This is a genomic window from Alkalibacillus haloalkaliphilus C5, from assembly GCF_000269905.1.
Lineage (GTDB): Bacteria > Bacillota > Bacilli > Bacillales > Alkalibacillaceae > Alkalibacillus > Alkalibacillus haloalkaliphilus_A.
In genome coordinates, this window is the sequence record NZ_AKIF01000057.1 from 1 (window position 1) to 16,253 (window position 16,253).

Here is a 16,253-nt window from a genome sequence, read left to right on the forward strand (position 1 = left end):
GCATCAACAGCTTCTTTCTCAGCTTGATCTGCTGCGTCACGCCCTTTTTCTTCAGTGATTTGGTCATATTCTTTCCAAGTGAATACTTTATCGCCGTATTCGCGCTCAGCTAAGTCATAACCCCATGCTTTAAATGAACCTTCAGTAAACTTCATAATATTACCTTTGTGTACTAAAGTAACGCTTTGTTTACCTTCATTTAATGCATATTCAATAGCAGAGCGAACTAGACGTTCAGTGCCTTCTTTTGATACAGGCTTAATACCGATACCAGAAGTTTCAGGGAAACGAATTTTGTCTACTCCCATTTCGTTGCGGATAAAGTCAATAACTTTACCTACTTCTTCAGTACCCTCTTGCCATTCGATACCCGCATAAATATCCTCTGTGTTTTCACGGAAGATTTGCATATCTACATCTTCAGGGCGCTTAACCGGAGATGGTACACCGCTAAAGTGACGCACTGGACGTAAGCAAGTGAATAAGTCTAATTCTTGACGTAAAGCAACGTTTAGTGAGCGGATTCCTCCACCAATTGGCGTTGTTAGAGGTCCTTTAATTGCGATTTTATAATCGCGGATTGTTTCTAAAGTTTCCTCTGGTAACCATTCGCCTGTTTTGTCGTAAGCTTTTTGACCAGCTAATACTTCTTTCCATTCAATACCTTTTTCACCATTATAAGCCTTCTCTACTGCTGCTTCTAATACGCGAGACGCTGCTGCCCAAATGTCAGGACCTGTACCGTCTCCTTCGATAAATGGGATAATTGCTTGATTTGGAACGTTCATTTGTCCATTTTCTACTGTAATTTTTTCACCTTGTGTCAATTTCATAACCTCCTATTATGTTCTAGAGCCATTATATATTAAAGGAATGAACAACACAAAAGCCGGTTTCCCGGCTTTTGGAATTCATTATCTTTCTTCTAAAGAGACAAATTGTTGTTTACCTGGCCAACGTACTCAGCACGAGGACGGATTAGACGGTTATCAGAGTACTGCTCTAAGATGTGAGCTAACCAACCTGATACACGACTTACAGCAAAGATTGGTGTGAACAGATCATGGTCAATACCTAAGCTATGATATACAGACGCTGAATAAAAATCAACGTTTGCAGGTAAACCTTTTTCTTCTTTAATAAAGTCTTCAATTTTAACAGACATATTGTACCACTTAGTCTCACCAGTAATCTCAGTTAATTGACGAGACATTTCTCTTAAGTGTTTCGCACGAGGATCACCATTTTCATAAACACGGTGGCCCATACCCATAATTTTCTCTTTGTTTGCAAATTTTTCTTTAATATATGGGATTGCATTCTCTTCTTCACCAATTTCTGAAAGCATCTGCATAACGCGCTCGTTAGCTCCACCGTGAAGCGGGCCTTTTAGAGCACCAATTGCTGCTGTTACTCCTGAATAGACATCAGATAATGTCGCCACACATACACGTGAAGTGAATGTTGATGCGTTTAATTCATGGTCAGCATGCAATACTAGTGCTTTATTGAATGCTTCTTCTTCAATTGCTTCTGGTTCTTTACCATTTAGCATGTATAAGAAGTTACCTGCGAAGCTTAAATCTTTCTTCGGTGCTACAGGCTCTTTGCCATTACGAATACGTGCAAATGCTGTAGCGATTGTTGAGATCTTAGCTTGTAAACGAAGTGCTTTACGACGGTTAGCGTCTTCATTCATTTCATCCGCTTCGTCGTCGTATAAACCTAACATAGAAACTGCTGTTCTAAGTGCAGCCATTGGATGTACAGAATCTAAGTCATAAGATTTTAAATGATCAATAATTCCTTGAGGAACTTCCATTTCGTTAGCGATTTCTTGTTTAAAAGCGTCTAACTCTTCTTTAGTAGGTAGCTTTAAATTCCAAAGTAAATAAACTACTTCTTCAAAGCTACAGTTTTCAGTTAAATCATCAATGTCATAACCAACGTAAGTTAGCTTGTCATCGATGATCGAGCTAATAGATGATTGTGTTGCAACGATACCTTCAAGACCTTTAGTGCTAGACATACAATCTCTCCTTCTCTAAAAAATAATGAAAACATTAGTGTGTATGTATACACTTCTATTTACATAGCTATTATTATACATCTCAAAGACCATTATAAACAAAATTTTGTAGAAGTGAAACTATTTCGCTATACAAAATTCATAAATATCAACAATCCTGCATAACTGTTAATATATATTCCCTTAGAATGTGTATTTAAACATCTCGTTATTTATGAAAAGAACTTCATAACACCATCAACTAATTGCATGACTAAATAAGCAATTCCTGCACCGATGACAGGTCCAACAGCGATTCCTTGAAATAAGACAACCCCTAAAATAGTACCGGCTATTAATGCTGCCGTTAAATGGGGGTCACTTGCCATAAGATCTACCCCATCTTTGGCAACGTAAGCTACAAACGCACCAGCAGCAATTGCAATCCAGGCATAGTATGATTTCATACTCTCAACTAGATCCGAAAAGCCAATTTCACCATTGGCAATTGGGACTAATACAGCAATTGTAATTATAACAACACCTATAAAAATACCTTTAGACTCAAATAACGGTAATATACGATCCTCTAAACTTAACAATTTTATCCCTAACAATATGTAAACTGCGATTAATATAGCTTGATTCTTTGCGATAAAACCTAATGTTAAAAGTACAAGTAAAAATAAAGTCGAAGATGACAACACAACAATACCAACCTTTGCTATTTATTTCTATGATTAATCCATATAAAAGTCGAGCATCTGTTTAGGAGTTATATTATGGAATTAAATTACTCTAATTTAATTAAACTGGTTACCTTTTCAATTGGGTTCGTCACAGTTATGTACTTTGGATTTTATTACTTATTTCCGATCTTATTAAGTGTCATACTCGCTTTCCTTATAAACCCCTTCGTTAATTTTGTACAAGCTTATTTAAGAAATAGAGCTTTATCTGTCCTTTTTGTATTATGCTTTTTCTTTATTAGTTTTATTTCGATTATTTCATTAAGCATCGTAGAGTTCATTCATCTACTCCAACACTTAACCATGACTACGCCCGTCATACTTGAAGATTTGTTTAGGCAAGTCGAACAGTATACGACACAAACTGTTGAACAAGTATATCAAACGATAGAAAACTTCGCCTCAACTATTCATCCAGAATCTAGCCAGTTAATGAAGAACTTACTATCAGATATGACTAATTCTATGAAAGAAGTAAGTAAAGATTGGTTAATTCACTTTTTACAATCGGCGATGAACCAATTGACTTACGTTATACAAGGTGGCTATATTTTATTTTTCGTTTTAATCGGTACTTATTTTTTAAGTAAAGATGGTCCAAAATGGTTTAGGAATGTTCTAGAGCATATGCCTGAACGAACGTTATCGGTCTATTCAAAGACAAAGTCGGAAATCACTTATTTAATTAAAAAATATTTATTTGCACAGTTTTTATTAATTGTCATCACCGGTCTTATTGTCTATGCGGGTTTACTAATCTTTTCTGTTGAACATGCATTAGCCATTGCTTTTGTTGCTATGTTTTTAGACTTAATCCCTCTCGTTGGAGTTAGTGGGTTATTTGTTCCATGGCTTATTTACTTGTTTATGACTGATCAATTTACGCTAACTATTCAGCTCAGCTTATTATTAATTGTTATTATTATAACTCGTAATTTATTAGAGCCAAAATTGATTGGTGCTCAGTTAGGCACTCACCCATTCTTTGTACTAATTTTACTGTTTATATTAATAAGTACATTTGGCATTTTAGGTATATTTTTAAGTCCAATTATTATGATTATAATAGTCGCTCTCATGCGAGCTAACCTTTTTACACACGTCAAAAATTATATCGTGAAGTAAGACAAATTAAAGGAGTACACGAACATTCATTCATGTACTCCACTATATTACCTTCTAATAACGGTGACAGTCCCCTTCTTAATCATGGCATATACAACACCTTGCGCCCATTTTTTCATTGGTCGCCTCGTTATAGGGATCAATAACATAAAGCCGAAAGCATCTGTTAAAAATCCTGGAGTAAACAATACGACAGCACCCAATAAAATGGATACACCGTCAAAGATTTCCTCTTTTGGTGCTCGTCCTTTAGCCATCTCTAACCTGGCACGATTAAGTGTTTCTATTCCTTGCTGCTTAGCCAATATAGCTCCTAAAAATCCTGTTGTAATAATACCTAACAACACAAACCAAATATTTAATATATTACCTAACCATACGAATAACGCAATCTCAATAGCTGAGACGACAATAATTAACACAAATAATAATCGAAACATAATTGGCTCCTTTCGAGCTAGTCACCATGGGCTTTTACAGGACAGTTGTACGCCCTTGATAGATATTTCCGTTCGTTGGATCAATCGTGATTTCTTCCCCGTTTTCAATTACTTTCATAGCTCCAGATACACCGACGATCACTGGCTTACCTACATTGATGCCAACGACAGCAGCATGGCTCGTTAAACCGCCTTCTTCTGTGACAATTCCACCTGATCTCTCAATGTAATTCATCATTTCTTTATCCGTACCATGAGCAACTAAAATATCTCCGTCATTGAACTTTCTCTCAAGTTCTTCTAAGTTTGTAGCATGAACTGCTTTACCTACAGAACCAACTTTTCCAATACCTTGACCTTTAGCTACAATATTGCCTACAACATGGACTTTAATTAAGTTAGTTGTACCACTTTCACCTACAGGTACTCCTGCCGTAATGACAATTCTGTCTCCATGTTGGAAAAGTTCAGAATCTAGACCTTTTTCTACTGCTAGAGCCAACATCTCATCAGTAGAAGAAACTTGGTCACCTTTCATTGCATGTACGCCCCATACTAGTGAAAGCTGACGATTAACATAGCCTTTTGACGTTACCGCTACGATGTTCGCTTTTGGTCGATATTTTGATACGTTACGAGCTGTATTTCCACTTTCAGTTGGAGTTACAATAGCTTTAACACTTAAGTCTTCAGCTAGATTTGCAACTGAGTGACTAATAGCATCAGTAATGGTCATGTCACCTTGTTCTAAGTAAGCATTAACGGACACTTGTTCTTCAATTGAATTCTCAGTATAAACAGCAATGTTATTCATCGTTTTTACCGCTTCGACTGGGTAATCACCAGCTGCTGTTTCACCTGAAAGCATAATTGCATCTGTTCCATCAAAGATCGCATTCGCAACATCACTCGCTTCTGCACGAGTAGGACGAGGGTTTCGTTGCATTGAATCTAACATTTGAGTTGCTGTAATTACAGGCTTCCCTGCTACATTGCATTGGTAAATTAAATCTTTTTGTACTAGTGGTACTTCTTCTGCAGGTATTTCTACACCTAAGTCACCACGTGCAACCATTAAACCATCACTTACTTTAATGATGTGCTCAATATTTTCTACACCTTCACGGTTCTCAATTTTAGGGACAATTTGAATATGATCTGCTTGATGTTTCTCTAACAGTTCACGTATTTCTAACACATCAGATGGACGTCTTACAAATGAAGCTGCAATAAAGTCAATATCCTCTTCAATACCGAACAAAATGTCATTTGCATCCTTATCAGTAATACCAGGTAAATTAACGCTCACATTTGGGACGTTTACACCTTTTTTATTTTTGATTATGCCTGTGTTCATGACTCTCGTTTCGATTTCATTTTTATTTTGATCGACTGAAACGACATCTAAGCCGATTAGACCATCATCCAAAAGAATTGTATTCCCTGGTCCAACGTCTTCGATTAAGCCTGGATAAGTGACTGAGAAGCGCTCAGCAGTTCCCTCTACTTCATCCATTGATAAATACACTGTTGCACCTTCTTGAAGTTCCACTTCTTCTTCTGCAAAAGTACCTGTTCTAATCTCTGGTCCTTTCGTATCTAAAAGAATCCCAACAGTAGCATTCATTTCTTTTGCTGCTTGGCGGATATTTTTTATTCTAGCACGATGTTCGTCGTAATCACCGTGAGAGAAGTTTAACCTCGCGACATTCATCCCCGCACTAATTAGTTGCTTTAAAGTGTCAATTGACTCTGATGCCGGCCTATTGTGCATACTATCTTTGTTTTTTTCATATGTTTTACTTCCTCCTAAATTATGTTCAAACTTATATAGAAAGTTGATTAGACAACTGATACAGACCTTCATCTACTTTATGCTCTTTTTGCAACGCTTCTATAATATCATGATGAGCAACTTTGTTATTTTCAATTCCAACCATTAGTCCACCTTTGTTGTTTAACAATAAATCAACGGCTGCAGCTCCTAAACGGCTAGCTAATACACGATCATTAGCCGTTGGTGAACCACCGCGTTGAGTATGACCTAGAACAGTAACACGAGTTGATAAATTTAATTTCTCTTGTATTTGATTAGCGTAATCAACCGCACTGCCTACACCTTCTGCAACCATGATGATGCTGTGACGTTTACCTCGTTCATGCCCACGTTGGATTTTCTCAAGCACTTCATCCATATTCGATTCACGTTCTGGTATTAAAATACTTTCAGCACCGCCAGCTAGACCAGCCCAAAGTGCAAGATCACCAGCATCTCGTCCCATCACTTCAATGGCATAAATTCTCTCATGGGATGTTGCCGTATCTCTAATTTTGTCGACTGCTTGAATAACTGTGTTCAGCGCAGTATCAAAACCTATCGTATAATCAGTTCCTGGAATATCGTTATCAATCGTACCTGGAACACCGATACAAGGGAATCCTTGTTCAGTTAATTTCGTCGCCCCTTTAAAAGAACCATCACCGCCAATAACGACTAATCCATCAATCCCATAGTTGTTTAATTGTTCGATGGCCTTCTTTTGACCTTCAGGGGTTTTGAATTCTTCAGAACGAGAAGAATACAACATCGTTCCACCCTTTTGAATAATATCACCTACAGAGCCGATTGTTAACTCTTCAATATTACCGTTTATTAAACCTTGATAACCGTAATAGATTCCAAACACCTTAATATCATGATAAATGCAACTTCTTACGACTGAGCGAATGGCCGCGTTCATCCCTGGAGCATCTCCACCACTAGTCAAAACACCTATTGCTTTCATATCAACACCTCGTTTTGCTATCGATCAATTGTATATCATATTGTAAATTAAAATTTCTATAAATGCCATGCATAAGGAATTACATATTTATTGAATAAATCTTATGAAAATTCAATCTAAACATTTATAGGACTAAAATAAGAAATAAAAACGGAGCTGATTAACAGCTCCACGTTTTTTAAGATTGTACAACTGTTGTAACAGCACCAATCTTTTTATACTTTTCCCAACGTTTTTCTAACAACTCTTCTGTCGATAAGGCTTTAAGTTGTTTCAAACCATTTTCGATACACTTTGAGATATAACTAGATTGATCTTCTAAGTCACGATGTGCGCCACCTTGAATTTCTTCGATTACATCATCAATGATATTAAGTTCTTTCAAGTCATAAGATGTAATCTTCATTGACTCAGCAGCTTTTTGTGCCAAGTTTGAGTCTTTCCAAAGAAGTGCGGCTGCACCTTCTGGTGAAATTACAGAGTAAGTAGAGTTTTCAAGCATGTACAGTTTGTCTCCTACACTAATACCTAACGCTCCACCACTACCACCTTCACCAATCACGATACAAATTACTGGTACAGTTAAGCCTGCCATTTCACGCAAGTTTTTAGCAATTGCTTCACTTTGGCCACGTTCCTCTGCTGCCTTACCAGGATAAGCACCTTTCGTATCTATAAACGTCACAATTGGACGATTGAATTTCTCTGCTTGTTTCATTAAGCGTAACGCTTTCCGGTAACCTTCTGGATGTGGCATACCGAAGTTTCTTCTTAAATTTTCTTTAGTATCTTTACCACGTTGGTGTCCAATGACCGTAACAGGCTGGTTACCGAATTTGGCAATACCTCCAACAATCGCTTCATCATCACCGTAATAGCGATCACCGTGCATCTCAATAAAGTCAGTAAAAACATGATTAATATAATCAAGTGTTGTAGGGCGTTCAGCATGGCGAGCATTTGCACTCGGTCCCAAGGTGTCATATTCCCATATACCTCTTGCTCTAAACGCTCTAAACGGTTTTCTAACGTTTCGATCTCTTCATTTAAGTCGACATCACTTTCACTAGTAAAGCTTTTTAACTCTGCGATTTTCTGTCTTAACTCAACGACAGGCTTCTCAAATGGTAATACGTGTTTCATTACTGCCCACCTCCAATATGGTGGAGTTCTAAAATGGTTGAGAGAGTGTCTTTCATCTCATGACGAGGGACGACACGGTCTAGTTGTCCATGTTTAAATAAAAATTCCGCCGTTTGGAAATCATCAGGAAGCTTCTCTCTAATTGTTTGTTCTATGATTCTTCTACCCGCAAAGCCAATTAAAGCTTGTGGTTCTGCAAAGTTATAGTCACCTAATGATGCAAAACTTGCGGAAACACCACCAGTAGTAGGGTTAGTCATATACGAAATGAACAGCCCACCTGCACGATCAAATCGTTCTAACGCTACTGATGTTTTCGTCATCTGCATTAAGCTTAAAACACCTTCTTGCATTCTAGCTCCGCCAGAAGCAGTAAATAAAATTAAAGGTATGTTTAACTCGTTAGCTTTCTCAATCGCTCGAGCTATTTTTTCACCAACTACAGATCCCATACTTCCCATACGGAAACGTGCGTCCATAACAGCTATTGCAGTTGGATACCCGTTGATCGTTCCTTGACCTGTTACGACACCTTCATTGATTCCTGTCTTCTTTTGGTCTTTTTCGATTTTTTGGAGGTAATCAGGAAACTCTAAAGGGTTTTCTGACACCATATCTTCATCCCACTCTTGGAATGACCCATCATCTAGCAAGTAATTAATACGTTCTGGTGCAGACATCTGATGATGGTGATCACAATTTGGGCAAGTTAATAGGTTTTTTTCGATTTCTTTTCGATAATAAATTTTACGGCAAGAAGGGCACTTTATCATTAATCCTTCTGGAACATCTTCATGCTCTTCTTGCTTGGAAATGGTGGCATATTTTCTCTTCTTATTAAACATATCCTTAATCAAGCTGATTCCTCCTTTTAGCCCTGACACTCTCAAAACATCATAACTTAATAAAAATAAAAAAACTGTCGTATTTTAGACAAGCATAATTAATTTAACTACATTGATTCTCATAAAGTGAAGCGTGATAATCTAATGCTTGATTATATTGACGTTGACTAATCAGTTTAAGAAGTTCTTCGTACCGAACATTACTTCCTTCTTTTGGATCAACTGTTTCTACAAAACCTGTAACTAAATGCCAAATTTTTAACAACAGTCGATTGCCATAATCTTCAAACAATCTTAAAAACAAGTCTGTTTGTATATCATTAGAATTAAATGATAAGTCTTTAAACTGTAAATAGTCCCACTGATCATCCGCAAACAATTGATTTAAACAAACTTGTTCTAACAGAAATTTCACTTCAAGTAATTCGTCTTTCGTCTTAACTTCTCGTAAAACAAATGTCGATAATAATTCAACAGAATGGTAAGGCTTATAGGTGCGTAAAAACGTCCCTTCACCGTGACGTGTTTCAATTAAGCCAAGTAGCTCGACCGCTCGTAATGCTTCTCTAATAGATGCACGACTTGCGTTTAATTGCTCTGACAATTCACGCTCAGAAGGCAATCGGTCTCCATCTTTAAGCTCCTGCTCTTCGATGAATTGACGAATTTGGTTAAGCACTTCTTGATATACTTTCATCTTGGATTGATTCGTCATTTTACGCACCTCATAAATATAATTAATCTTGTTTAGTTAATTGCTCAGTATGTCTTACAACATCGTCAGGGTCGACATGTACTCTTGCTACACCTGATTCCATTGCAGCTCTTGCTACAGCTCCAGCTACAGCGGGTGCAACACGTGAATCAAATGGTTCTGGTATAACATAATCTGGTGATAGTTCTTCATCACTTACGAGTGAAGCAATCGCTTCGGCAGCTGCAACTTTCATCTTTTCGTTAATACGAGTTGCTCGAACATCTAATGCACCACGGAAAATTCCTGGGAAAGCTAATACGTTGTTCACTTGATTAGGGAAATCAGAACGACCTGTACCAATCACACTAGCTCCCGCTTCTTTTGCATCCTCTGGCATTATTTCAGGGTCTGGGTTAGCCATCGCAAAAATAACCGGATTGTCATTCATGCTTTCGACCATTTCTTTAGATAGTAATCCACCTACTGATACACCAATAAATACGTCAGTGCCTTCCATCACTTCTTCTAACGTGCCTTCTTTACGATCTTTATTCGTCATTCGCGCAATTTCATCTTTTACTTCGTTCATTCCATATGTACGACCTTCAAAAATCGCACCTTTTGAATCACACATAATCATATCTCGAACACCAAAATTATATAGCAACTTAATAATCGCAATCCCTGCTGCACCTGCACCGTTAGCGACTACTTTAGTTTCAGAAAAGCTTTTACCTGATAATTTCAGTGCATTTATTAACCCTGCAACCGTAACGATTGCCGTTCCATGTTGGTCATCATGGAAAATAGGTATATTCGTTTCTTTCTTTAAACGTTCTTCAATCATAAAGCAGTTTGGTGCTGCAATATCTTCTAAATTAATTCCGCCGAAAGTAGGCTCCATTAATTTAACGGCTTGTACAAATTCATCAACATCATGAGTATTTAGTGCAATTGGAAAAGAATCAACACCAGCAAATCCTTTAAACAATGCGGATTTACCTTCCATAACAGGAAGTGAAGCTTCTGCTCCGATGTTACCGAGTCCTAATACGGCAGAACCGTCAGTTACAACGCCTACCATATTACCTTTCATTGTATAATCATAAACTGATTCTTTATTATCATATATAGCTTTACAAGGTTCAGCGACTCCTGGTGAGTAAGCTAAACTTAAATCCCTAGCGTTCTTGATTGGAACTTTAGAATGTGTTGCTAGTTTTCCTTGATTTGCCTTATGAATGTGTAATGCTTCTGCTTTTAAGTTAGCCACTTATACCGCTCCTTTAATTCCGAAAATGGTCTGACCACTAATCGAATTTATTATAACAAATAGTGAATGCATGTAAAGTGTTATTTTAAATCACCTAATTAATTTGCCATCCACTAGTACACTTTACATGCTCCTATTTTAATACGACATGTTCATTATGGAAAAAACTTCTTAATTCACTTAAACTTTCCTCAGTTACATCAATATCATAATCAGGAGATAATTGATAAACCTTTTTATATTTTAAAGAATACACAGCAATTGGAACTGACCCTGGAAATTGATTACGAACTTTCTTAATATAGGACAACTGTTCTTCTTCATCCTTAGGGTGCAACTTAATATATAACTGCTCATGACGATCTTTAGGGATAGTTTCATAATCAAAAGGCTTAATCTTTTCAACGATCAGCTGCTTTGAGCCTTGCCTTTCGTCCAACCTACCATAAACGTTCACCATTTGCTCTTCTTCTAGTTCACGACCAACTTGCCGGTATACCTTAGGAAAAACAACACTGTCTATCTCATTCGTTTCATCTTCTAAAGTGACAAAGGCCATTTGCTCCCCACGTTTCGTTCTAATATCTTTCATTCGATTTATGGACGCAACGATATTGTGGTTACTTTTAGTTGGTTGCTTCAACATTTGGTTAATTGAACGAATACCATTTCTTACAAGTGAACGCCTTATTTGACTAATTGGGTGCTCACTAATTCTAAAGCCCATCACTTCTTTTTCCATATTTAATTCTTTTAAAACCGGGAAGGCATCGACTTTAGTGTACTCAACTTCCATATTAAATAAATCATCTTCCCAATTCAGTTGATCATCCATAGCTGAGAACAACTCACCTTGATCCATGGCCTGTACAATTGAAGCAAGTAATTGAGCACGATTAGGGTGAATATCATCAAAGGCTCCTACCATAATTAATGATTCAATAATAGGACGATTAATTACTTGTAATGAGACGCGCATACAAAAATCGAAAAGGCTTTTAAATGGTTTTTGCCTGCGTGCGCGAATAATTTCATCTAACGCTTGTTTGCCAAAACCTTTCACGGCTAACAACCCAAAACGAATCGTCTGTTGATCAGTTACAGTAAACTTCCCAAAACTCTCATTTACAGAAGGTGGAAGTACTCTTAACCCTACTTGTCTCGCTTCTTTTAAATAGCGTTCTAATTTGTTTGAGTCATGCATCATCGATGTTAACAATTCAGCATAAAAATAAGCAGGATAATTGGCTTTAAAATAAGCAATTTGATAAGAAATCATCGAGTAAGCTACCGCGTGACTTTTATTAAAGCCATAATCTGCAAAGCGCTCAATCCAATTAAAAACTTGTTCTGCAATATGTTGGTCATATCCATTTTCTAATGAACCGTTAATAAACGCAGTTTTAAGTTTTTCAATAGCCTCACGATCTTTTTTACTAATAGCCCTTCTTAATAAGTCAGCTTGCGCAAGTGAAAACCCTGCCTGTCTACTTGCAATTTGCATGATTTGTTCTTGGTATATTAATACCCCATACGTCTCGTTTAAAACAGGTTTTAAATCAGAATGAATATACTCTACAGGTGTCTTACCATGTTTACGCTCTGAGAACGTTTCAATGAACTGCATTGGTCCTGGCCTGTAAAGTGAGATAACCGCTACAATATCTTCAAACTTCGTTGGTTTAATCGACTTTAAAGCGTTTTTCATGCCATCTGATTCTAATTGGAATACTCCAGTTGTATATCCAGATTGTAATAGACGAAACGTTTTTTCATCCTGTTTCGGAATTTGCTCTACAGAAACCTTTTTACCTTCTCGCTCTTCAATTTGTTTAATCATGCGTTCAATTAAAGTTAAATTACGTAATCCTAGAAAGTCCATTTTAAGTAAACCTAACGACTCTAACTCATTCATTGGCATTTGTGTTAATAGTACACCTTCTGCTCCTTTAAACATTGGAATCTTTTCAAGCATTGGGCGATTACTAATAATAACCCCAGCAGCATGAACAGAATGGTGTCTAGGCAAGCCTTCAATCACAAAAGCCGCTTGGAACATTTCGATTAATTGTTGTGATTGTTTTATATAATGTTTTAATGAATCATTGTTTAAAATAACTTCTTTTAGTGATGACATTTGTTGTGGCAACTGTTTTAACAAATATGTTAACTGCTCACGGCTTAGCTGAAATACCTTACTCAATTCACGGATGGTTGATTTAGCCTGAAATGTACCAAACGTGATGATTTGTGCAACATATTCTTTACCATATTTATTTTTGACATAGTGTAAAACTTCATCTCGTCGATAATCAGAAAAGTCGATATCAATATCAGGCATTGTTTTTCTTTCAGGGTTCAAAAATCGTTCAAACAGTAAGTTATGTTTAATAGGATCAACTTCTGTAATGTTTAATAAATAAGCTACAATTGAACCTGCTGCTGAACCACGGCCTGGACCAGTTAATATATTTGATTGTTTCGCAAATTTAACTAAATCCCAAACAATTAAAAAGTAATCAGCAAACTTCATACTGTTAATAACTGATAACTCGTGTTCGAGACGCTCTTTTGCTTTTTGTTCTTGGTCGTCACTGTATTTTACATGTAAAGCTTTATAGCACAATTCACTTAATAACTGTTCTGATGATTGGTTTTTTTTACTTGGATATGTAGGTAATGTAAACCACTTATCTGTAATCGGGACCTCACATTGATGAGCAATAAATTTCGTTCGACTAATTGCGTCTTCCCATTGTGTAACAAAAGATGGATCAAAATCAGAAACACGTTTTAAATAAGTAGCTGAATCCTCTTTTGAAGACCTTTGATTAATTGTAGCACCATGCTCCATCGCTCCTAAAGCTTCATAACCAATTCGATCTTTTTCATTTACATAACGGACATCATCGGTCACAACTGCTTTTTCTAGATACTGTTCCCCTTCATTTTGTAGCCAATTGATGACATGTCCTTGTTGATTTGGTTGGACATTGATATACCACTGTTCAAATGATTGATCAATGTAATGGACAAGCTGATGAAGTCGATTAAAATCATTTAAATAAATTAACTCTTCCATAAAATTTTGGTAGAAAGAAACAATCGGTATAATACCTTCTAATTCCATTAATTGTGACAAAGTTGGCTGGTCTTCATTTATATGTATAGCATTTGAAAGCTTAACGAGTGACTGATAACCAACTTCATCTTTGGCTAAAAGAATGAATTTAGTCGGTCGTTGCTCATCGGGTAAATAAACGTGACAAGTCATACCAGTAATAGGTTTAACGTTATAACGCTGACACACGTTAATAAACTGATAAGATCCATGTAATACTTCTTCATCAGTTAGAGCAATTGCTTCAAAGCCAAGTTCAGAAGCCCTCTTGATTAATTGTTCTATATGAATAGCACTTTTCATTAATGTATAACTAGAGTGCACTTGTAAATGAACAAAGTCCATAAATTATTCACCTTCAATCATGTGAATCTATTCCATTCACTTCTTATTATACATTTCTATTGAATTCATTTACATATATAAGCCTGAGAAATCATATAGTTTATAAGACAACCTTTACACTGAAAGGTCGTAGATTATATGGAAGAACGATTTATTGCCTCAATTATAAAATGTTTTTTTATTGCGTTTGGCGTATTAACTGGTGGTGCTTTATTTGGTAGTTTAAGTGCTTATTTAACCGGACAACCACCTATTTCTGAAATGTTATTAGCGGCAAAGAAATTAAGGATATGGGCGATTGTAGCAGCTATTGGTGGTACCTTTGATGCTATATCAACTTTTGAGAAAGGAATCTTTGAAGCGTCAACAGTCGATTTAATTAAACAAATATTACTCATCATTTCAGCTATGGGAGGGGTTAAGTCAGCCCTCATGTTAATAAGCTGGATCACACAAGGGGACATTTAACATGCACATACCCCCATTTTATAAGAAAACAACATGGCAAGCATTTTTTATCGGAATTTTAACAGGTGTTGTCATTGGTTATATGTTTTTCTTATATGTGTATGGACAGCATACTGAAAGGTGGATCGAGGAGAATCTGACGCTACGAAACGAATTAAATCAAGTTAAACAAGAAAATGAACTATTAAAACAAGATAAAGATGATTTGAATCGCGCCAATGAAGAAAGATTAACCATTCAAGATATTGAGCTTGATTGGCATAATGCTGATGAGTTAGACCTTGATCGTTTCACATTACATGAGTTAAACGAAAACGTGTTACAAGAACTGCAAACCGTTATGGGTCGAAACATTCAATCTGTATCTGACCAAAGGGAATTACTTATTAGAACAATTGAGAATAAACTGTACAATATTCGAGACATACGTTATCAATTAGAAGTGCATCACATTACGATTTCTACAACGTTAATCATTACCGTCAAAGTCCATATAACAAGTTCATAGCTCGCTTACTTATTTGACTTTTTTATGAAACTTTTGTCAGAAAAGCTATTTTTCTAAAGTTTTGGGGTACAATATATAGTAGAACCCCTTATAATTTAACATCAATTTGAGGGACAAATGTCAAAATGAGGTGAGTAATGTATGTTTGTTGTATGTAAAAGGCGCATGGCTAATGAGAAGATCAACAACCTAAGAAACGGTTACTCCGCTTATGCTGAAACTGAAGAACTCATCCGACTAATGAAACGTAGAATTAATTCAAATAACCTTGATATTTATGAAGACCAAACGGATATTGGTTGCTGGTTTATTCCTAGAAGTTAATATTTTATAAAGGCTGCTCTTAAATTAAGAGCAGCTTTTTTTAATTAACCTTCAAACTCACGACAGACTTGATCTAAAGACTCAATTAACTGATCCGCTTCATCCCAACTATACACTTTCGCTCCAGAAGCCATCGGATGTCCTCCACCGTTAAATTGTGCAGCAACTTCATTGATGACTGGACCTTTAGATCTTAAGCGCACTCTAATTACATCTTCTTCTTCAACAAAAAACACCCAGGCATGAATACCTTTGATATCACCTGCTATACCAACAAAAGTGTGCGTTTCATCTGCTGATACACCATACTCATTTAACAGCTCTTTAGGTAACTTAAATACTGCTAATCCGCTTTCACGTGGCTCAAGTGAACTTAATAATTCTCCCTTGAATTTAGCTATATTGACTGAGACTGCCAAGG

14 protein-coding genes and 2 pseudogenes are annotated in these 16,253 nt (G+C 36.5%); 4 read left to right on the forward strand and 12 right to left on the reverse strand.

Features of this window, described 5'->3' with window-relative positions; translation table 11 throughout:
- The 3 genes from A194_RS0107770 to A194_RS0107780 form a co-directional block, all read right to left on the reverse strand.
- Positions 1 to 827 (reverse strand): isocitrate/isopropylmalate family dehydrogenase (locus A194_RS0107770; RefSeq protein WP_017186290.1); only part of this gene is annotated, 827 nt, incomplete at its 3' end.
- A gap of 98 nt (positions 828 to 925) precedes the next feature.
- The gene (gene citZ / locus A194_RS0107775) at positions 926 to 2,029 is read right to left on the reverse strand and encodes a citrate synthase (protein WP_017186291.1); all 1,104 of its coding nucleotides are present in this window, start codon (positions 2,027 to 2,029) and stop codon (positions 926 to 928) included.
- Positions 2,030 to 2,241: 212 nt separating this feature from the next.
- Positions 2,242 to 2,712, reverse strand: coding sequence for a DUF441 domain-containing protein (locus A194_RS0107780; RefSeq protein ID WP_040402531.1), 471 nt, complete (start codon positions 2,710 to 2,712; stop codon positions 2,242 to 2,244).
- A gap of 78 nt (positions 2,713 to 2,790) precedes the next feature.
- Here A194_RS0107780 and ytvI point away from each other — a divergent pair, with 78 nt between their 5' ends.
- Positions 2,791 to 3,882: a sporulation integral membrane protein YtvI gene (gene ytvI / locus A194_RS0107785; RefSeq protein ID WP_017186293.1), complete on the forward strand. Its 1,092-nt coding sequence runs from the start codon at positions 2,791 to 2,793 to the stop codon at positions 3,880 to 3,882.
- A 47-nt stretch (positions 3,883 to 3,929) separates the two neighbouring features.
- On the opposite strand, the gene A194_RS0107790 is transcribed toward ytvI, so the two are convergent.
- The 8 genes and pseudogenes from A194_RS0107790 to dnaE all read right to left on the reverse strand — a co-directional run bounded on the left by A194_RS0107790 (position 3,930) and on the right by dnaE (position 14,532).
- Positions 3,930 to 4,322: an FxsA family protein gene (locus tag A194_RS0107790; RefSeq protein ID WP_017186294.1), complete on the reverse strand. Its 393-nt coding sequence runs from the start codon at positions 4,320 to 4,322 to the stop codon at positions 3,930 to 3,932.
- A gap of 34 nt (positions 4,323 to 4,356) precedes the next feature.
- Positions 4,357 to 6,116: pseudogene (gene pyk / locus A194_RS17830) on the reverse strand (pyruvate kinase).
- 32 nt (positions 6,117 to 6,148) lie between these two features.
- Entirely contained in the window at positions 6,149 to 7,108 is a 960-nt protein-coding gene (gene pfkA, locus A194_RS0107800) for a 6-phosphofructokinase (RefSeq protein WP_017186296.1), read from the reverse strand.
- A 178-nt stretch (positions 7,109 to 7,286) separates the two neighbouring features.
- Positions 7,287 to 8,251, reverse strand: a pseudogene (gene accA / locus A194_RS17835) (acetyl-CoA carboxylase carboxyl transferase subunit alpha).
- Positions 8,251 to 9,108: an acetyl-CoA carboxylase, carboxyltransferase subunit beta gene (accD, locus tag A194_RS0107810; protein WP_017186297.1), complete on the reverse strand. Its 858-nt coding sequence runs from the start codon at positions 9,106 to 9,108 to the stop codon at positions 8,251 to 8,253. The pseudogene accA and the gene accD overlap by 1 nt, the downstream one beginning before the upstream one ends.
- A gap of 91 nt (positions 9,109 to 9,199) precedes the next feature.
- The gene (locus A194_RS0107815) at positions 9,200 to 9,811 is read right to left on the reverse strand and encodes a FadR/GntR family transcriptional regulator (RefSeq protein WP_017186298.1); all 612 of its coding nucleotides are present in this window, start codon (positions 9,809 to 9,811) and stop codon (positions 9,200 to 9,202) included.
- Between the two features lie 22 nt (positions 9,812 to 9,833).
- Positions 9,834 to 11,066 (reverse strand): NADP-dependent malic enzyme, encoded by a 1,233-nt coding sequence (ystJ, locus tag A194_RS0107820; RefSeq protein WP_017186299.1) that lies wholly within the window; start codon positions 11,064 to 11,066, stop codon positions 9,834 to 9,836.
- Between the two features lie 133 nt (positions 11,067 to 11,199).
- Positions 11,200 to 14,532, reverse strand: a complete 3,333-nt coding sequence (gene dnaE, locus A194_RS0107825) for a DNA polymerase III subunit alpha (protein ID WP_017186300.1) — start codon at positions 14,530 to 14,532, stop codon at positions 11,200 to 11,202.
- A gap of 138 nt (positions 14,533 to 14,670) precedes the next feature.
- Here dnaE and ytrH point away from each other — a divergent pair, with 138 nt between their 5' ends.
- The 3 genes from ytrH (at position 14,671) to A194_RS0107840 (ending at position 15,832) form a co-directional block, all read left to right on the forward strand.
- Complete coding sequence (gene ytrH, locus A194_RS0107830) at positions 14,671 to 15,000, forward strand: sporulation membrane protein YtrH (protein WP_017186301.1); 330 nt, start codon at positions 14,671 to 14,673, stop codon at positions 14,998 to 15,000.
- 1 nt (position 15,001) lies between these two features.
- On the forward strand, positions 15,002 to 15,508 hold the full coding sequence (gene ytrI, locus A194_RS0107835) for a sporulation membrane protein YtrI (RefSeq protein WP_017186302.1): 507 nt from the start codon (positions 15,002 to 15,004) through the stop codon (positions 15,506 to 15,508).
- A gap of 141 nt (positions 15,509 to 15,649) precedes the next feature.
- Positions 15,650 to 15,832 (forward strand): YtzJ family protein, encoded by a 183-nt coding sequence (locus tag A194_RS0107840; protein ID WP_017186303.1) that lies wholly within the window; start codon positions 15,650 to 15,652, stop codon positions 15,830 to 15,832.
- A gap of 44 nt (positions 15,833 to 15,876) precedes the next feature.
- Here A194_RS0107840 and A194_RS0107845 read toward each other — a convergent pair.
- On the reverse strand, positions 15,877 to 16,253 hold a 377-nt coding region (locus A194_RS0107845; RefSeq protein WP_017186304.1), incomplete at its 5' end, for a DHH family phosphoesterase.